At 60.7% G+C, this 16,998-nt stretch carries 19 protein-coding genes; 2 read left to right on the forward strand and 17 right to left on the reverse strand.

Annotation, left to right across the window (positions count from 1 at the left end; genetic code table 11):
- Nucleotides 1-12: 12 nt before the first annotated feature.
- The 9 genes from ccmI to ccmA form a co-directional block, all read right to left on the reverse strand.
- Nucleotides 13-1,221, reverse strand: a complete 1,209-nt coding sequence (gene ccmI, locus AC1DIH_RS03550) for a c-type cytochrome biogenesis protein CcmI (RefSeq protein ID WP_477770611.1) — start codon at nucleotides 1,219-1,221, stop codon at nucleotides 13-15.
- Nucleotides 1,214-1,687, reverse strand: a complete 474-nt coding sequence (locus AC1DIH_RS03555; RefSeq protein ID WP_477770612.1) for a cytochrome c-type biogenesis protein — start codon at nucleotides 1,685-1,687, stop codon at nucleotides 1,214-1,216. The genes ccmI and AC1DIH_RS03555 overlap by 8 nt, the downstream gene beginning before the upstream one ends.
- Nucleotides 1,684-2,220, reverse strand: coding sequence for a DsbE family thiol:disulfide interchange protein (locus tag AC1DIH_RS03560; protein ID WP_019692351.1), 537 nt, complete (start codon nucleotides 2,218-2,220; stop codon nucleotides 1,684-1,686). The genes AC1DIH_RS03555 and AC1DIH_RS03560 overlap by 4 nt, the downstream gene beginning before the upstream one ends.
- Nucleotides 2,217-4,205, reverse strand: a complete 1,989-nt coding sequence (locus AC1DIH_RS03565) for a heme lyase CcmF/NrfE family subunit (protein WP_477770613.1) — start codon at nucleotides 4,203-4,205, stop codon at nucleotides 2,217-2,219. The genes AC1DIH_RS03560 and AC1DIH_RS03565 overlap by 4 nt, the downstream gene beginning before the upstream one ends.
- 3 nt (nucleotides 4,206-4,208) lie before the next feature.
- Nucleotides 4,209-4,664 carry a cytochrome c maturation protein CcmE gene (ccmE, locus tag AC1DIH_RS03570; protein WP_427529977.1) on the reverse strand — a complete coding sequence of 152 codons (456 nt, stop codon included), beginning with the start codon at nucleotides 4,662-4,664 and terminating at the stop codon, nucleotides 4,209-4,211.
- Complete coding sequence (gene ccmD / locus AC1DIH_RS03575; protein ID WP_019692354.1) at nucleotides 4,661-4,837, reverse strand: heme exporter protein CcmD; 177 nt, start codon at nucleotides 4,835-4,837, stop codon at nucleotides 4,661-4,663. Before ccmD ends, ccmE begins: the two co-directional genes overlap by 4 nt.
- Nucleotides 4,837-5,589 (reverse strand): heme ABC transporter permease, encoded by a 753-nt coding sequence (locus AC1DIH_RS03580; protein ID WP_054596312.1) that lies wholly within the window; start codon nucleotides 5,587-5,589, stop codon nucleotides 4,837-4,839. The genes ccmD and AC1DIH_RS03580 overlap by 1 nt, the downstream gene beginning before the upstream one ends.
- 77 nt (nucleotides 5,590-5,666) lie before the next feature.
- Nucleotides 5,667-6,335, reverse strand: coding sequence for a heme exporter protein CcmB (gene ccmB / locus AC1DIH_RS03585; RefSeq protein WP_054596311.1), 669 nt, complete (start codon nucleotides 6,333-6,335; stop codon nucleotides 5,667-5,669).
- Nucleotides 6,332-6,913: a cytochrome c biogenesis heme-transporting ATPase CcmA gene (gene ccmA, locus AC1DIH_RS03590; RefSeq protein WP_477770614.1), complete on the reverse strand. Its 582-nt coding sequence runs from the start codon at nucleotides 6,911-6,913 to the stop codon at nucleotides 6,332-6,334. Before ccmA ends, ccmB begins: the two co-directional genes overlap by 4 nt.
- A gap of 249 nt (nucleotides 6,914-7,162) precedes the next feature.
- Between ccmA and fliK the strand changes: the two genes are divergently transcribed.
- Nucleotides 7,163-8,734 carry a flagellar hook-length control protein FliK gene (gene fliK, locus AC1DIH_RS03595; RefSeq protein ID WP_477770615.1) on the forward strand — a complete coding sequence of 524 codons (1,572 nt, stop codon included), beginning with the start codon at nucleotides 7,163-7,165 and terminating at the stop codon, nucleotides 8,732-8,734.
- Entirely contained in the window at nucleotides 8,731-9,060 is a 330-nt protein-coding gene (locus AC1DIH_RS03600) for an EscU/YscU/HrcU family type III secretion system export apparatus switch protein (RefSeq protein ID WP_477770616.1), read from the forward strand. Before fliK ends, AC1DIH_RS03600 begins: the two co-directional genes overlap by 4 nt.
- A gap of 132 nt (nucleotides 9,061-9,192) precedes the next feature.
- On the opposite strand, the gene AC1DIH_RS03605 is transcribed toward AC1DIH_RS03600, so the two are convergent.
- From AC1DIH_RS03605 to AC1DIH_RS03640, 8 genes are all read right to left on the reverse strand, one after another.
- On the reverse strand, nucleotides 9,193-9,585 hold the full coding sequence (locus tag AC1DIH_RS03605) for a DUF2802 domain-containing protein (protein WP_477770617.1): 393 nt from the start codon (nucleotides 9,583-9,585) through the stop codon (nucleotides 9,193-9,195).
- Nucleotides 9,586-10,071 (reverse strand): chemotaxis protein CheW, encoded by a 486-nt coding sequence (locus tag AC1DIH_RS03610; protein WP_019692361.1) that lies wholly within the window; start codon nucleotides 10,069-10,071, stop codon nucleotides 9,586-9,588. It lies immediately after the preceding gene.
- A gap of 76 nt (nucleotides 10,072-10,147) precedes the next feature.
- Entirely contained in the window at nucleotides 10,148-11,044 is an 897-nt protein-coding gene (locus AC1DIH_RS03615; RefSeq protein ID WP_477770618.1) for a CheW domain-containing protein, read from the reverse strand.
- A 33-nt stretch (nucleotides 11,045-11,077) separates the two neighbouring features.
- On the reverse strand, nucleotides 11,078-11,866 hold the full coding sequence (locus tag AC1DIH_RS03620; RefSeq protein WP_054596306.1) for a ParA family protein: 789 nt from the start codon (nucleotides 11,864-11,866) through the stop codon (nucleotides 11,078-11,080).
- A 50-nt stretch (nucleotides 11,867-11,916) separates the two neighbouring features.
- Complete coding sequence (motD, locus tag AC1DIH_RS03625; protein WP_477770619.1) at nucleotides 11,917-12,804, reverse strand: flagellar motor protein MotD; 888 nt, start codon at nucleotides 12,802-12,804, stop codon at nucleotides 11,917-11,919.
- Nucleotides 12,805-12,816: 12 nt separating this feature from the next.
- Nucleotides 12,817-13,557: a flagellar motor protein gene (locus tag AC1DIH_RS03630; RefSeq protein WP_054596304.1), complete on the reverse strand. Its 741-nt coding sequence runs from the start codon at nucleotides 13,555-13,557 to the stop codon at nucleotides 12,817-12,819.
- Nucleotides 13,557-14,684 (reverse strand): protein-glutamate methylesterase/protein-glutamine glutaminase, encoded by a 1,128-nt coding sequence (locus AC1DIH_RS03635; protein WP_054596303.1) that lies wholly within the window; start codon nucleotides 14,682-14,684, stop codon nucleotides 13,557-13,559. The genes AC1DIH_RS03630 and AC1DIH_RS03635 overlap by 1 nt, the downstream gene beginning before the upstream one ends.
- Nucleotides 14,685-14,733: 49 nt before the next feature.
- Nucleotides 14,734-16,968, reverse strand: coding sequence for a chemotaxis protein CheA (locus AC1DIH_RS03640; RefSeq protein ID WP_477770620.1), 2,235 nt, complete (start codon nucleotides 16,966-16,968; stop codon nucleotides 14,734-14,736).
- Nucleotides 16,969-16,998: the final 30 nt, after the last annotated feature.

A 16,998-nucleotide genomic window follows, 5' to 3' on the forward strand; every position in this document is an offset into this window, starting at 1 on the left:
CGGATTTCCTGATTATTTGTCTGGGCTGTCGATGGTCAATTGTTGCGGCGCGGTAGTGCTGCTGGCCAAAGGCTCGCTGCGACCGACCCACTCGCCGGCAGTGGGTTGGCCAGCACGGGAAACGCGCGCGACCAGTTGGACTTCAGGAAAGTTCGACAGTTTCAATTGCGGCATCATTGCGTCGGCATCGCCCAGCTCGACGGTCGCTGGCAGATCGGCAACAGTCAGGCGTTTGGCTGCCAATGGTGCCGGTGGACCCGAGGTTGCGCGGGCGAAGATGAACACGCTGTCACCTGGCTGTACCTTGGCTTTCACGTTCGCCGCCAGATCAACCGTCACTTTCAGCAACGCTGCCGGCTTGGCCGCTACGACTGGCGCCTTGGCGACAGTACCGCCGCTCGCTTGCAGTTTTTCGGTCGCCCGTGCAATGCCACCTTCCAGCGCGCTGCGCGAGTTATCTTCGGGCGGCAGTTGTGCCAGCAGACGACCCCAGTAGTCGATGGCCTCCTGATAACGTTCGCCTTCGAAAGCCGCGATGCCCAACAATCCAAGGCTGGTGACTTCTTTAGGATCGGCCTTGAGTGCTTCGTCGGTCAGCGCCTGGATCTTGTCCGACCACTTTTTGTTGTCGGCAAAATACTGCGCCTGGGCCCATTGGCCGAGCAATTCAGGCTGACGGCCAGCCAATGCCACGGTGCGCTCGAAGATCTTCGCCGCGTCCGCTGGGCGGTCCTGAGCCATGTAGGTACGACCCAGGAAATACAGGCCTTCGGCCGAATCCGGTTGCGCCGCGACAGCGCGTTCGAGACGACGGGTCATCTCTTCCATCGATTGCGGTGCCTGGGCGAATTCGCGGGTCAGTTCGACCTTGTCGCTGGCGCCGAAATGCATGTACAGCCCCAGCCCCAACACCGGCACCAGGATCGCTGCCAGCAGTGGCAACGGCTTGCCCAGACGGGAAACCCGGCCCGTGTCGGCGCCTTCGGTATCGGCCAGCAGCTCACGAGCCGCTTCGTCACGCCCGGCGCTCATTTGTGTCGCATCGAGTACGCCTTCGGCCTGTTGAGCCTGTAACTCAGCCACGCGCTCCTGGTAAAGCGCCACGTTCAGCGCGGTACGATCCTCTTCACGCTGGGCGCGACGGCCACGCAGAACCGGAATCAACAGAAAACTCAGGGCAACCAGTAGAAGCAGACCTGCAGCGAGCCAGAAATCAATCATTCTTGGTGTTATCCAACAGTTGGTCGAGGCGCTTGCGCTCATCAACAGAAAGCGTGTCTGGACCGGTCGTGCGCTCGGCACGACGGCGACGGACGATCAAGGCGATCACCAGCACGCCACCGAGCAACAACCCGGCCGGGCCAAACCACAGCAACGCGGTCTTGCCGTTCAGGGCTGGCTTGTAGCGCACGAAGTCGCCATAGCGGTCGACCATGAAGTCGATGATCTGCTGGTTGTCCTTGCCCTCGCCGAGCATGCGGAAAATCTCTTTGCGCAGGTCAGCGGCGATCGGTGCATTGGAATCGGCAATGTCCTGATTCTGGCACTTGGGGCAACGCAGTTCCTTGGTCAGTTCGTGAAAACGCTCGCGCTCGGCGTCATTGGCGAACACGTAGGTGTCGATGGCCGCGTGAGCGACGCCGGCGATACTCAGGCCGAGTACGGCGGCAGCAATCCAGCGCTTCATGGCTTGGCCTCATCGACCAGCGCCTGATACTTGGCCGCCAGTTTTTCGCGCCAGACCACTTCGTCGATCACCCCGACGTACTTGTCGCGGATGATGCCTTTGGCATCGATGAAGAAGGTTTCCGGAGCGCCGTAAACGCCGAGGTTCAGGCCCAGGGAGCCCGCCTCGTCACGGATGTCCAGCAGGTACGGGTTGTGGAACTCGACCAGCCACTTCAAGGCATCGGTGTTGATGTCCTTGTAGTTGACGCCATAAATCACCACGCCCTGCTGGGCCAGCTTGTTCAGCACCGGGTGCTCGACCCGGCAGGAAATGCACCAGGTGCCCCAGACGTTGACCAGGGCCGGCTTGCCCAGCAGATCAGCGCGGGTCAAGGTCTTGTCGCCTTGCACGGCCGGCAGGGAAAACTCCGGGAACGGCTTGCCGATCATCGCCGAGGGCAGCTCGGCCGGGTCCAGGTAGAGGCCCCGGTAAAGAAACACCGCCACCACCAGAAACAGCGCCAGTGGCAACACCATTAACCAACGTCTCATGCAGTGGCTCCCGTCATGCCCAGCGCTTCACGCACGCGACTTTTCACCTTGACCCGATAACGACGATCCAGCGCCGCCAGCAACCCACCGAAACCTGTCAGCAAACCGCCGAACCAGATCCAGCGCACGAACGGCTTGACGTGCACGCGCACGGCCCAGGCGCCATTCTCCAGCGGCTCGCCGAGCGCCACGTACAGGTCGCGGGTGAAACCGGCGTCGATGCCGGCTTCGGTCATCATTGAATTTTGTACGGTGTACAGACGTTTTTCCGGGTGCAGCACCGCGACTTCCTTGCCCGACCGGATCACCCGAATGGTGCCTTTGTCGGAGGTGAAGTTCGGTCCTTCGAAGTGCTTGGCGCCCTCGAAAATGAAGTGATAACCGGCAAGGTCCATCGACTCGCCCGGCGCCAGGCGCAGATCGCGCTCGGCGCTGTTCTGGCTCGAAAGCACCACGCCCAAGGCGCATACGGCGATACCCAGGTGCGCAACCTGCATGCCCCAATAGCTGCGGGTCAGGCTCGGCAGGCCTTTGATCAGGCCCTTGTTGCGGGTCTTGTCGAAAATGTCACGCACACCGGCCAGCAGCACCCAGGCGGCGAGCATGAAGGTCGCCAGCACGGCCCAGTTGAAGTCGCCATAAGCGATCCCGGCGACGACCGCCAAAGCAGTGCTGCCGAGCAACACCGGGGTCAGCATGCTCATCAGCCATTTCACCGGCGTGTCTTTCCAGCGCACCAGCACACCGACGGCCATCACCACCATCAGCAACGCCATCAACGGAATGAACAACGCATTGAAATACGGCGGGCCCACCGACATCTTGGCGCCACTCAGGGCATCGAGCACCAGCGGGTACAAGGTGCCGAGCAGAATCATCGAAGCCGCGACCACCAGCACCAGGTTATTGCCCAGCAGCAGGGTTTCGCGCGACCACAGGTTGAAGCCGACGTGGCTCTTGACCACTGGCGCACGCAGGGCGAACAGCGTCAGCGAACCGCCGACCACAAACAGCAGGAAGATCAGGATGAACACGCCCCGCGCGGGGTCCGAGGCAAACGCGTGCACCGAGGTCAGTACACCGGAACGCACCAGGAAGGTTCCCAGCAGGCTCAGCGAGAACGCGGCAATGGCCAGCAACACGGTCCAGCTTTTGAACACACCGCGTTTTTCAGTCACCGCCAACGAGTGAATCAGCGCCGTGCCGACCAGCCAAGGCATGAACGAGGCGTTTTCCACCGGGTCCCAGAACCACCAGCCGCCCCAGCCAAGTTCGTAGTAGGCCCACCAGGAGCCGAGGGTGATGCCTATACCGAGGAACGCCCAGGCGACGATGGTCCAGGGCCGCGACCAACGAGCCCACGCCGCATCCAGACGACCGCCGAGCAAGGCCGCAATCGCGAAGGCGAAGGCCACCGAGAAACCGACATAGCCCATGTAGAGCATCGGTGGATGAACGATCAGGCCAATGTCCTGCAACAACGGGTTGAGGTCATGACCATCCGTGGGAATCTGCGGCAGAACCCGTGCGAACGGGTTCGAGGTGAGAATCAGGAACAGCAGGAAACCGGTGCTGATCATGCCCATCACCGCCAGCACGCGAGCCAGCATGACCTGCGGCAATTGCCGGGAAAAAATCGACACGGCGAAGGTCCAGCCGCCGAGAATCAAGGCCCAGAGCAGCAAGGAACCTTCGTGGGCACCCCACACCGCACTGAATTTGTAGTACCACGGCAATGAGCTGTTGGAGTTGTTGGCGACATACCCCACCGAAAAATCATCGGTCATGAAGGCGTAGGTCAGGCAGCCGAAGGCGAACACCAGAAAGGTGAACTGGCCCCATGCTGCTGGCTGGGCCAACCCCATCCACATGCGCTCACCGCGCCAGGCACCGAGCAACGGCACGGTGGCCTGAACGATGGCAAAGCACAGGGCGAGAATCATCGCCAGATGGCCCAACTCGGGAATGAAGATGCCTGAGGTCATGGATCAACCCTCCTTCGCGGGTGTTGGAGCGGATTGACCACTGTCTTTGAGCGCCTTGGTCACTTCCGGCGGCATGTATTTCTCGTCGTGCTTGGCCAGCACTTCGTCTGCCACCACTACGCCGTCTGCATTCAGTTTGCCCAGTGCAACGATGCCCTGCCCTTCGCGGAACAGGTCCGGGAGGATGCCGCGGTAGGTGATGGTCACGGATTTGTTGAAGTCGGTGACGATGAATTTCACGTCCAGCGAATCGCCGGAGCGTTGCAGCGAGCCCTTCTCGACCATGCCGCCAGCACGGATGCGCGTGTCTTGCGGGGCTTCGCCATTGGCGATTTGGGTCGGTGTGTAAAAGAGGTTGATGTTCTGCTGAAGGGCACTGAGGGCCAGGCCGACAGCAGCACCGACACCGACCAGGATCGCGAAAATAATGACAAGACGCTTTTTACGCAACGGATTCACTTGCTGTTCTCCCGGCGCAGACGGCGCGCCTCTTGTTGCAGGTAACGCTTGCGGGCCAGGATCGGCGCAGCCACGTTGAGAGCCAGTACCGCCAGGCAGATGCCATAAGCCGACCAGACATAAAGACCGTGATGGCCCATGGCGAGGAAGTCGCCGAATGAAGCAAAACTCATTACGCGGCCTCCAGGCTGTTTTGCACTTCGGCCTTGACCCAACTGGCACGGGCTTCGCGCTTGAGCACTTCAAGGCGCATGCGCAGCAACAGCACGGCGCCGAAGAAACAGTAGAAACCCAGTACCGTCAGCAGCAACGGCAGCCACATCTCGGCCGGCATTGCCGGTTTTTCAGTGAGGCTGAAGGTGGCGCCCTGGTGCAGAGTGTTCCACCACTCCACCGAGTACTTGATGATCGGGATGTTGATCACGCCGACAATCGCCAGCACCGCGCAGGCCTTGGCCGCGCTGTCACGATTGCTGATGGCGTTGCCCAGCGCAATGAGACCGAAGTACAGAAACAGCAGAATCAGCATGGACGTAAGTCGTGCATCCCAGACCCACCACGAGCCCCAGGTCGGCTTGCCCCAGATGGCCCCGGTGACCAGCGCCACGGCGGTCATCCAGGCACCGATCGGCGCTGCGCATTGCAGGGCGACGTCCGCCAGTTTCATCTTCCACACCAGCCCGACAATGCCGCAGACCGCCAGCATCACGTAGCAGGACTGCGCCAGCATGGCGGCCGGCACGTGAATGTAGATGATTCGAAAACTGTTGCCTTGCTGGTAGTCCGGCGGCGCGAAGGCCAGGCCCCAGACCACGCCGACGCCGATCAGCAGCAACGCCGCGACACTCAGCCAGGGCAGCAGTTTGCCGCTGATGCCGTAAAACCATTTGGGCGAGCCGAGCTTATGAAACCAGGTCCAGTTCATTGCTGTTTCCATCACGGTTGTTCTTCGCCATCACGAAGAACCAGGGTCTTTACTGGCTAAAATTTAACCAGACCTCATTATTCGCCGACGCTGATCTTCAGGCCAGCGGCTATTGCAAAGGGTGTCAGGGTTATCGCCAGGGCGGTCAGGCTACCAAGCCACAGCAAATAACCGGTTGCCGGCATGCCCTGCAAGGCAGCCTGCAAAGCGCCACTGCCGAGAATCAACACCGGGATGTACAGCGGCAGAATCAATAACGCCAGCAGCAAGCCGCCGCGCTTCAATCCGACCGTCAGCGCCGCGCCCACCGCACCGAGCAAGCTCAATACCGGTGTACCGAGCAACAGCGACAAGAGCAAAACCGGCAGACAGGCGGCAGGTAAACCGAGCATCAACGCCAATAACGGGGCAAGCAACACCAGTGCCAAGCCGGAAAACGCCCAGTGTGCCAGCACCTTTGCCAAAACCAGAAGAGGCAGGGGGTGCGACGAAAGGACCCACTGCTCAAGGGATCCGTCCTCGAAATCACTGCGGAAAAGCCCGTCCAGCGAGAGCAAAACCGATAAAAGGGCCGCGACCCAGACCAGTCCCGGTGACAAGGTTTGCAACAATTGTGTCTCAGGTCCGACCGCCAATGGAAACATTGAGACAACAATGGCGAAGAATACGAGAGGGTTGGCAAGCTCGGCAGGACGCCGACACAACAAACGCGCCTCACGGGCGACCAACAGTGCAAAAACACTCATACGGCCCACTGCCCCAAATCGATGTCGCGGTAACCGGCCGGCATCCGGGTCAATGTGTGGTGAGTGGTCAGAACCACCATGCCGCCTCGCTCGCAGTGTGCGGCCAGGTGTTCTTCCAACTGGGTGACGCCTTGTTTATCCAGCGCGGTGAATGGTTCGTCGAGAATCCATAGCGCCGGGCTGTCCAGATACAAGCGGGCCAGAGCCACGCGGCGTTGTTGACCAGCGGACAGGGTGTGACAAGGAACATCTTCGAAACCGCGCAGTCCTACCGCTGCCAGCGCCTGCCAGATCGCCTCATGCGTCGCCGGCTGATGCAACGCGCACAGCCAGCTGAGGTTCTCTTCAGGGGTCAGCAAGTCCTTGATTCCGGCGGCATGGCCGATCCACAACAGGTTATGGGCCAGCTCCGGACGCTGCGTGTTCAAAGGCTGGCCGTTGAGCAACACCTGGCCGCTGGTCGGCTGCATCAGTCCGGCGAGCAGGCGCAAAAGGCTGGTCTTGCCGCTACCGTTGGGGCCGCTGATCTGCAACATGTCACCGCGACCCAGACGCAACTCGAGGTTTTCGAAAAGCATCCGCCAGTCTCGCTCACAGGCGAGCGCTACGGCTTCTAGTAGAGGGCTGGTCAAGAGATCGCGGGCCTTTACGGTTCAAGTCGGCAATGGAGCGGCCGTTAAAGTGATGCAGCATAGATGCATTGACGGCCTGTTCTAGAGAGCTGCGTCAAACATTTGCGATGTTTTTGACACGCCTCCCGAAGACGGGCGGCATTATACATGTCATGTCCTACTCTCAAGAGGGCAATTTCGACAGGGTGTGACCTGATGACCGGCGAGATGAACATCCTTCCACTGCCCGCTACGACGCCGGCCACCTCGCGCCCGCTGGTGGTCGGTGGTGAGTTGCTCAAGCTGCAGACCCCGGTGGAAGGTTTGATCGCCGCGGGCCAAAGCGCAAGCGCTGAAGTGCTGTCGCTCAAACAGAACGACCAGACTTTCCAGCTGCTGCTCAAGGTCACTCTGGACGGTGGCCGTCAAACCACCGTGCAAGTCACCAGCAACCAGCCGTTGCCTCTGGGCACCAACCTGACGGTCAGCCAGCCTTCAGCCGGCAGCCTGGCGATTACCGTGCAACAGGCCATCGCCGCAAATGTCGCCACCCTCACCCGCCTTGATACGGCGCAATTGCCGGTTGGCACGTTACTGCAAGGTAAAGTCCTGACCACCCAGTTGATGCCGCAAACACCGGGGCAACCGGCGGTCTATCGCTCGCTGGTGAGTGTGCTCAATACCGCGCTCAGTGGCAGCACCCTGAGCATCGACAGCCCGCAGCCATTGCGCATCGGCAGCCTGCTCAGTGCCTTGGTCCAGGGCGCGCAAAGCCTGAGTTTCGTGCCACTGGCCAGTCGTCAGGAGCAACTGGCGGTGAGTCAGCAACTGCTGGCCCAGCAAAGTCGCCAAGGCTCATTGAGCGGGCTGATCGATGCCCTGCAAAACCTGCCAGACTCCGACACCACCTCCGACGACCTGCGCGCCGCCGTCGACAAACTGCTCGCCGACCTGCCAGACATTCAGCAACTGAGCACCCCCAAAGGTTTGGCGCAGGCGCTGGTCAACAGCGGGCTGTTTCTGGAAAGCAAACTGCTCACCGGACAGAACCCGGCCCTGACACCGGACCTGAAAGGCAATTTGCTGCGATTGATCGCACAATTGGCCCCCGACCTGCCGGCCAATACCAGTTTCAACGCAGTCATCGCCGCCAACACCCTGGCGCAGGCACTGCCAAGCTTTGTCCGCAGCGCCCTCGGCACCCTCGGGCAGGTCAGCGCCAAACCGCAGCCGAGCGGCTTCCCCCTGCCCTCGCGGTTGCTACAAAGCCTGGAGGGTGAAGGTGATCTGGAGCATTTACTGCGCCTGGCTGCAGCGGCCGTATCGCGCCTGCAAAGCCATCAACTGTCGAGCCTGGAACAGACCGGCATGACCGAGGATGGCAAGCTGCAAACCACCTGGCAGTTGGAAATCCCCCTGCGCAACCTGCAAGACATCGTGCCGTTGCAGGTGAAGTTTCAACGCGAGGACACACCGGAAAAGGAACAACACGAGAAACCTGTCGAGCGCGAGCCGAAGCAACGGCTCTGGCGAGTCGAGCTGGCGTTCGACATGGAACCGCTTGGGCCACTGCAAATCCAGGCACAGCTGGCCCAGGGAAAACTCTCCAGCCAGCTCTGGGCCGAACGGCCTTATACCGCCAGCCTGATCGAAAGCAACCTGGAGGGCTTGCGCGCGCAGCTGCTGGCATCAGGCCTGAATGTTGGCGACCTGAATTGCCACCTCGGCACACCGCCCCAAGGCAATCAAACCCGCCTCGAACAACGCTGGGTCGACGAAACCGCATGAACAACCCCACGCCACCGCGCCAGGCCATCGCCCTCAAATACGACGGCAGCCACGCCCCGACGCTCACCGCCAAAGGTGATGACGAACTGGCTGAAGCGATTCTGAAGATCGCCCGCGATTATGAAGTGCCGATTTATGAAAATGCCGAGCTGGTGAAGTTGCTGGCGAGGATGGAGTTGGGGGATAGCATTCCTGAAGAGCTCTACCGCACGATTGCCGAGATCATTGCGTTTGCCTGGAAACTCAAGGGCAAGTTTCCGCAAGGGTTTGGTTCTGAAGCTGCGATGGTGGAAAGGGATGTGACAGAACGCGGGGAGGATTACTGATGTTTCGAGGGCCTCATCGCGAGCAGGCTCGCTCCCACAAGGGATCGGTGGTGGACACAAAACGTGTGAACGCCGCCAATTCATTGTAGGAGCGAGCCTGCTCGCGATGGCAATCTCAGCCCAATCGCAAAATCAGTTCTTGTGCAACTTGCTCATCAACTCGGCCTCTGCCTGGGTCAGGCCGCAGGACTGGGTCAATTCGTCGACGCTGGCGCCCATCCCCACCAGGCGGGCGGCCTGGGCGAATGACAGGCTCGACGGGTCGCGCTGCTCAAGCTGGGCCAGCTTGTCCGGCAAGGGGCCGACCACCGCACGCAGTTCATGCAGGTCTTCACCCATGCGCACGTTACCGTTCTGGTAGTCGTCGACGCGCTTGGCCAGGTCCTTGATGCGCTGATCACGCAACGCATTGCCCTGGGCTTGCAGCGCTTCCAGCTCTCGCTGCTTGCGCGTGTAAGCCAGGAACATCGCCAGGGTCCCTACCCACAGGAGCCCCAGTACAATGACAGCAACCTCGAGAATCAATCAGATACTCTCCAGTTCCGACCACTCTTCTTCACTCATCATCTTGTCCAGCTCGACCAGGATCAGCAACTCGTTGTTCTTGTTGCACACGCCCTGGATGAACTTGGCCGATTCTTCGTTACCGACGTTAGGCGCGGTTTCGATCTCGGACTGACGCAGGTAAACCACTTCAGCCACGCTGTCGACCATGATCCCGACCACTTGCTTATCGGCTTCGATGATCACGATACGGGTGTTGTCGCTGACTTCGACAGTGCCCAGGCCGAAGCGCTGGCGAGTGTCGATCACGGTCACCACGTTGCCGCGCAGGTTGATGATGCCCAGCACGTAGCTTGGCGCACCCGGAACCGGAGCGATTTCGGTGTAGCGCAGGACTTCCTGAACGCGCATCACATTGATGCCGTAGGTTTCATTGTCCAGCTTGAAGGTTACCCATTGCAGGATCGGATCTTCGGAACCCTTTGCAGACGACGCCTTATCATTCATACCCTGACCCCTCGAAAAACCGCCTGTGGCGGTGTGTGTTCTGCCCGGCCGCACCGTGTATGCGGCCAGCTGCTTGTTATGTAGGTTTGTGGGCCGGCTTACCGCCGCCCATGTGCTTGGCACCACCGCTGGCGATCAACTCCGCCAGCTCCGAGACATCCAGCAACGCACACATGTGCTCGATCACCGTGCCGGCCAGCCATGGCCGTTGGCCCCGATGGCTGCGCCATTTGATTTCATTCGGGTCCAGGCGCAACGAGCGGCTGACCTGATGCACCGCCAGCCCCCACTCGTAGCCCTGAACCGAGATCACGTACTGCAGGCCCTGGCGGAAGTCATCGCGATAACGATCGGGCATGACCCAGCGCGCGGTATCCAGCACCTTCAGGTTGCCGGCCTGGCTTGGCAGAATCCCGAGGAACCATTCCGGCTGGCCGAACAACGGCGTCAGCTCATGACCGGCCAACGAGTAAATCGAACCGAGGCACACCAGCGGCACGGCCAGGGTCAAACCGGCGACGTCGAACAACAGGCATTCAAACGGTTCGGCAGCCCAGCTTGGCCGGTCATCGCCAACCACCGGCGGTGGCGTGTTGCTCGGCGGCAGATGGACTTCAACCACCGGCTCGACCAGCGCCTTGAGCAAGGGAGCAACCGTTGAAACCGGCGCCAGAATCGGTGCCGGCGCTTCCAGTACCGGCACGACAACGGGCGCCTCGGCAACCGGCGCTATAACGGAAGGTGCAACCGCTGGCTTTTGTGCATCGCGAGCCTGTTCTTCGAGCACCGCCGCCTGAAACTCGTCCAGTACGCCTTGCACCTCAATGGCTTCGACGACCTCGACGACTTCTACAACCTCGGGTAATACCTCGACTTCTGCCGGCCACTCCTCGGTCGCGTCCTGCAACAACGCATCCAGATAGGACTGCAACGCCAGTTGCGGTCGGCTGGTAATTTTTACTGGCCGGTTCATTGGCACCCCACCCCGGCAGAGAAAAGATTCACCTCAAGCCACCTGCGGAACAAGTTGTTGGGCCAGCAAGTGTTTGAGCAACGCACGATAAGCCAGCACTCCACGGCTTTTGCCGTCGAACTGCGAAGGAGTCAGGCCGGCACGGCTGGCATCACGCAGTCGGGTATCGACCGGGATGTAGCCTTGCCAGATTTCTTCCGGGTACATGTCGCGCAGCACCCGCAAGGTTCCCAGCGAAGCCTGGGTGCGACGGTCGAACAGGGTCGGCACGATGCTGAACGGCAGCGCCTGTTTGCGCGAACGGTTGATCATCGCCAAGGTGTTGACCATGCGCTCCAGCCCCTTCACCGCCAGGTGCTCGGTCTGCACCGGGATCACCAGCTGCTGGCTGGCCGCCAAGGCATTGACCATCAGCACACCAAGCAACGGAGGGCTGTCGATCAACGCGTAATCGAAGTCCTGCCACAATTGCGCCAGGCTCTTGGCGATCACCAGGCCCAGGCCACTCTGCCCCGGCGACTGGCGCTCGAGGGTGGCGAGCGCGGTGCTCGACGGCAGCAGGGAAATACGTTCGTCACTGGTCGGCAACAACAGTTGCCCGGGCAAGCCTTGCGGCACGCTGCCCTTGTGCAGAAACAGGTCGTAGCTGCTGTGTTCCAGGCTGTCGGGGTCRTAACCGAAGTAGCTGGTCATGGAGCCGTGCGGGTCGAGATCGACCACAACCACGCGCTTGCCCGCCTCGGCCAGCAAACCGGCTAAAGCGATGGAGGAAGTGGTTTTACCGACACCACCCTTTTGATTGGCAACTGCCCAGACTCTCATTCAGATAGTTCCTCCCGGTCGAGTCAATACAACCGAGAAATAGCTCAACGTTATAAGCCGGGTGACGGAGAATTGACGGCACTCGCGCGTCCCGGCGACTTGACAGTCGTCGGTGCAGTTTGTGTGCCAGCACGCTTCAATGCGGCGTCCGGTTTTGCATTAGCCGTTCCGGTACCGGTCAGGCTGCGGCGTACATCGAGATTGCGCGACACCACCAACACCACTCGCCGGTTACGCGCACGCCCTTCGGCGGTCGCGTTATTGGCCACTGGCTGGAATTCGCCGTAACCCACCGAGGCCAGACGCCCGGGGTTGACACCTTGCATGGCAAGCATGCGCACGATGCTCGCCGAGCGGGCCGAGGACAGCTCCCAGTTGGTCGGGTACTGCGCCGTACGGATCGGTTGATCGTCGGTGAAGCCTTCAACGTGAATCGGGTTGTCGAACGGCTTCAGAATGGCCGCGACCTTGTCGATGATGTTGAACGCGATATCGCTGGGCATGGCATCGCCGCTGCCGAACAGCAGGCTCGAATTGAGTTCGATCTCGACCCACAACTCGTTACCGCGCACGGTCATCTGATTGGAGCTGATCAAATCGCCAAACGCCGCACTGATGTCATCGGCAATGCTCTTGAGCGGATCCTTGCTGGCCTGGGCGATGCCGGCATCGATCTGCTCGCTGTCCTTGACCAGCGGTTTGGCCGGGGTGACCGTCTTCGGGCGTTCGTCACCGATAGGGATCGGCTTGAGGGCGTGGTCAGAGTTGGTAAAGACCCCGACCAGCGCTTCGGAAATTTCCTTGTACTTGCCTTCGTTGATCGAAGAGATGGAGTACATCACCACGAAAAAGGCGAACAGCAGTGTGATGAAGTCCGCGTAAGACACCAGCCAGCGCTCGTGGTTGACGTGTTCATCGTGCTGACGGCGGCGTGCCATGAGGTTATTCCCTTAGTCCATGAAGCCCTGAAGCTTCAACTCGATGGAGCGAGGGTTTTCACCTTCGGCGATCGACAGAATACCTTCCAGCAACATTTCACGATAACGCGACTGCCGCAACGCGATGGACTTGAGCTTGCTGGCAATCGGCAACAACACCAGGTTGGCACTGGCCACACCGTAGATGGTCGCGACGAAGGCCACGGCAATGCCGCTGCCCAGTTGCGACGGATCACCCAGGTTGCCCATGACATGAATCAGGCCCATGACCGCACCGATGATACCGATGGTCGGCGCATAGCCGCCCATGCTTTCAAAGACTTTGGCGGCTTCGATGTCACGGCTTTCCTGGGTGTAGAAATCCACTTCGAGGATGCTGCGAATCGACTCGGGCTCAGCGCCGTCGACCAGCAGTTGCAAGCCTTTACGGGAGTAGCTGTCCGGTTCGCTGTCCGCTACCCCTTCGAGCCCGAGCAAACCTTCCTTGCGCGCGGTGAGGCTCCAGTTGACCACACGGTCGATGCCGCCGGCCAGGTCGACGCGAGGCGGAAAGAGGATCCAGCGAAGAATCTGCATGGCGCGCTTGAAGGCACTCATCGGCGACTGTAACAACGCAGCGCCAATGGTCCCACCGAGCACGATCAGTGCCGCCGGGCCATTGGCCAAGGCACCGAGATGCCCGCCTTCCAGGTAGTTGCCACCAATAATGGCGATGAACGCCATGATGATCCCGATGAGGCTTAAGACATCCATCAGATGCACGCCTCGGCCAGGTGCTTGCCGATATCGTCGAGGCCGTAGATCGCGTCAGCCAGATCGGCTTTGACGATCGCCATCGGCATGCCGTAGATCACGCAACTGGCTTCATCCTGGGCCCAGACCGCACTGCCGCCCTGCTTGAGCAGTCGCGCGCCTTCGCGACCGTCGGCGCCCATGCCGGTCAGGACCACCGCCAGAACTTTGTCGCCGTAGGACTTGGCCGCCGAACCGAAGGTGATGTCCACGCACGGTTTGTAGTTCAGACGCTCGTCGCCCGGGAGGATTTTCACCGCGCCACGGCCGTCGATCATCATTTGCTTGCCACCCGGTGCCAGCAAGGCCAGGCCCGGACGCAGGATGTCGCCATCCTCGGCTTCCTTGACGCTGATCCGGCAGAGCTTGTCCAAACGCTCGGCGAAAGCCTTGGTGAAGGCCGCCGGCATGTGCTGGATCAGCACGATCGGCGCCGGGAAGTTGGCCGGCAGCTGCGTCAGCACCCGCTGCAAGGCAACCGGGCCACCGGTTGACGTACCAATGGCAACCAGTTTGTAGGCTTTGCGTTTCGGTGCCGGCGACGATGCGCTGGCAACCGGTGCACGCGCAGGAATTGGCGTCGGAGCCGGACGCACAGGCGCCGGCGCACTGCTGCCGAAACTCGACGGAGCCGGTGCCGGGGCTGGCGCGGCCGCTGGTGCCGGGGCGCTGTAGGCGCTGAAACGACGGTTACTGCGCGAAATGCTGTGAACCTTTTCGCACAGCAGTTGCTTGACCTTCTCGGGATTGCGCGAGATGTCTTCGAAATTCTTCGGCAGGAAATCCACCGCGCCAGCGTCCAGCGCATCGAGAGTGACCCGAGCGCCTTCGTGCGTCAGCGAGGAGAACATCAAAACCGGGGTAGGACAGCGCTGCATGATGTGCCGCACCGCTGTGATGCCATCCATCATCGGCATCTCGTAGTCCATGGTGATCACGTCTGGCTTGAGGGCCAGGGCCTGATCGATCGCCTCTTTACCGTTGGTCGCCGTACCGACGACCTGGATACTCGGATCCGCTGAAAGAATTTCCGAGACGCGGCGGCGGAAAAAACCAGAATCATCCACCACCAGGACTTTGACTGCCATAAACACTCCGTTAGACGGAGCGAGGCTCAGTCGCCCCGCTCCGCCAGAATCAAATACGCCGTGCGGCGTAACGCTTGAGCATGCTCGGAACATCGAGAATCAAGGCGATGCGGCCGTCACCGGTAATGGTGGCGCCGGACATGCCCGGGGTTCCCTGGAGCATTTTGCCCAATGGCTTGATGACCACTTCTTCCTGGCCCACCAGCTGATCGACGACGAAGCCGATCCGCTGAGTGCCCACCGAAAGGATCACCACATGGCCTTCACGCTGCTCTTCGTGAGCGGCGGAGCTGACCAGCCAGCGTTTGAGGTAGAACAATGGCAGCGCCTTGTCCCGTACGATCACCACTTCCTGACCGTCGACCACGTTGGTGCGCGACAGGTCGAGATGGAAAATCTCGTTGACGTTGACCAGTGGGAAAGCAAAGGCCTGGTTGCCGAGCATGACCATCAGCGTCGGCATGATCGCCAGGGTCAACGGGACCTTGATGACGATCTTCGAGCCCTTGCCCTTGGTCGAGTAGATATTGATGGTGCCGTTGAGCTGGGCGATCTTGGTTTTCACCACGTCCATGCCCACGCCACGACCGGACACGTCGGAGATCTCGGTTTTGGTCGAGAAACCCGGCGCGAAGATCAGGTTGAAGCAGTCGGACTCGCTGAGACGGTCCGCCGCATCCTTGTCCATCAAGCCTTTCTTCACGGCGATACCGCGCAAGACATCAGCGTCCATGCCCTTGCCGTCATCAGAGATGGACAGCAGGATGTGATCGCCTTCCTGTTCTGCGGACAGAATCACTTTGCCGCTGCGAGGCTTGCCCATCGCCTCACGATCGGTCGGTTCTTCGATACCGTGGTCGACCGAGTTGCGCACCAAGTGGACCAGCGGGTCGGCCAGGGCCTCGACGAGGTTCTTGTCGAGGTCGGTTTCTTCACCGACCAGCTCCAGGTTGATCTCTTTCTTCAACTGGCGCGCGAGGTCGCGAACCAGTCGTGGGAAGCGTCCGAAGACTTTCTTGATCGGCTGCATCCGGGTCTTCATCACCGCGGTCTGCAAGTCGGCCGTGACCACGTCGAGGTTCGACACGGCCTTGGACATGGCTTCGTCGCCGCTGTTGAGGCCCAGACGGACCAAGCGGTTACGCACCAGTACCAGCTCGCCGACCATGTTCATGATTTCGTCGAGACGTGCGGTATCCACACGTACGGTGGTCTCGGCTTCACTGGCCGGTTTTTCCGGGGGCGGTGAGGCCGGTGCGCGAGCTGGGGCCGGTGCAGCAGCGGCAGCAGGTTTAGGCGCTTCGGCTTTTGGCTCGGGCGCTTTAGCCACAGGTGCTGGCGCTGCAGCCTTGGCAACGGGTGCCGCCACCGAAGCCGCAGCCGTGCCGACCTCCGTGAACTTGCCTTTGCCATGCAATTCATCGAGCAGCGATTCGAACTCGTGATCGGAGATCAGATCGCTGCCAGCGGCCGCAGCCACAGGTGCCGCAGGCGCTGGAACAGCAGCAATCGCCGATTCCAGAGCATCAACGGCGAAGTTGCCTTTGCCGTGCAACTGATCGAGCAGTGCTTCGAATTCGTCGTCGGTAATATCGGAGCTGTCGCCTGCCGCTTTCGGGGCAGCCGGTGCGGCAGGTACTGCCGCCACCGCATCAGGGGCGAACTGGCCTTTGCCGTGCAATTGGTCGAGCAATGACTCGAACTCGGCATCGGTGATTTCATCGCTGCCGGCAGCCGCTTCAGGTGCCGAGGCAACGGATGCTTCGGCCTCAGCCTTGACCGCGTTCAGCGAGTCCAGCAGCAGTTCGAATTCATTGTCGGTGATGTCGCCCGATTCGCTTTCAGCGGCAGGTGCCTGGACAACCTCAGCAACCGGTTGTGCTTCGTCGGCTGTTTGCGGCTCGGCCAGACGGGCCAGCGCCGCCAGCAGTTCCGGTGTAGCCGCAGTGATCGGTGCACGTTCGCGGACTTCGCTGAACATGCTGTTCACGGCATCCAGCGCTTCGAGAACCACGTCCATCAGTTCCGAGTCGACGCGACGCTCACCCTTGCGCAGGATGTCGAACACGTTCTCGGCGATGTGACAGCACTCCACCAGCTCATTGAGCTGGAGGAAGCCGGCGCCCCCTTTTACAGTGTGAAAACCGCGAAAAATTGCATTGAGCAAATCCGCATCATCGGGTCGGCTTTCCAGCTCGACCAGCTGTTCGGACAGTTGCTCTAGAATCTCGCCGGCCTCAACCAGGAAATCCTGAAGGATCTCTTCATCGGCGCCGAAGCTCATTAAGGGGGTGCTCCTGAGGTCTAAAAACCT

This window comes from Pseudomonas sp. 05N36 (assembly GCF_056397385.1).

Coding starts and splice junctions, on each gene's coding strand:
- AC1DIH_RS03580 (WP_054596312.1), bottom strand. CDS start 5,589: ATGAACTGGACCTGGTTTCATAAGCTCGGCTCGCCCAAATGGTTTTAC.
- motD (WP_477770619.1), bottom strand. CDS start 12,804: ATGGCACGCCGCCGTCAGCACGATGAACACGTCAACCACGAGCGCTGG.
- AC1DIH_RS03555 (WP_477770612.1), bottom strand. CDS start 1,687: ATGAAGCGCTGGATTGCTGCCGCCGTACTCGGCCTGAGTATCGCCGGC.
- AC1DIH_RS03560 (WP_019692351.1), bottom strand. CDS start 2,220: ATGAGACGTTGGTTAATGGTGTTGCCACTGGCGCTGTTTCTGGTGGTG.
- AC1DIH_RS03635 (WP_054596303.1), bottom strand. CDS start 14,684: ATGGCAGTCAAAGTCCTGGTGGTGGATGATTCTGGTTTTTTCCGCCGC.
- AC1DIH_RS03615 (WP_477770618.1), bottom strand. CDS start 11,044: ATGAACCGGCCAGTAAAAATTACCAGCCGACCGCAACTGGCGTTGCAG.
- AC1DIH_RS03610 (WP_019692361.1), bottom strand. CDS start 10,071: ATGAATGATAAGGCGTCGTCTGCAAAGGGTTCCGAAGATCCGATCCTG.
- AC1DIH_RS03630 (WP_054596304.1), bottom strand. CDS start 13,557: ATGGATGTCTTAAGCCTCATCGGGATCATCATGGCGTTCATCGCCATT.
- ccmD (WP_019692354.1), bottom strand. CDS start 4,837: ATGAGTTTTGCTTCATTCGGCGACTTCCTCGCCATGGGCCATCACGGT.
- ccmB (WP_054596311.1), bottom strand. CDS start 6,335: ATGAGTGTTTTTGCACTGTTGGTCGCCCGTGAGGCGCGTTTGTTGTGT.
- ccmI (WP_477770611.1), bottom strand. CDS start 1,221: ATGATTGATTTCTGGCTCGCTGCAGGTCTGCTTCTACTGGTTGCCCTG.
- fliK (WP_477770615.1), top strand. CDS start 7,163: ATGACCGGCGAGATGAACATCCTTCCACTGCCCGCTACGACGCCGGCC.
- AC1DIH_RS03565 (WP_477770613.1), bottom strand. CDS start 4,205: ATGACCTCAGGCATCTTCATTCCCGAGTTGGGCCATCTGGCGATGATT.
- AC1DIH_RS03600 (WP_477770616.1), top strand. CDS start 8,731: ATGAACAACCCCACGCCACCGCGCCAGGCCATCGCCCTCAAATACGAC.
- ccmA (WP_477770614.1), bottom strand. CDS start 6,913: ATGCTTTTCGAAAACCTCGAGTTGCGTCTGGGTCGCGGTGACATGTTG.
- AC1DIH_RS03640 (WP_477770620.1), bottom strand. CDS start 16,968: ATGAGCTTCGGCGCCGATGAAGAGATCCTTCAGGATTTCCTGGTTGAG.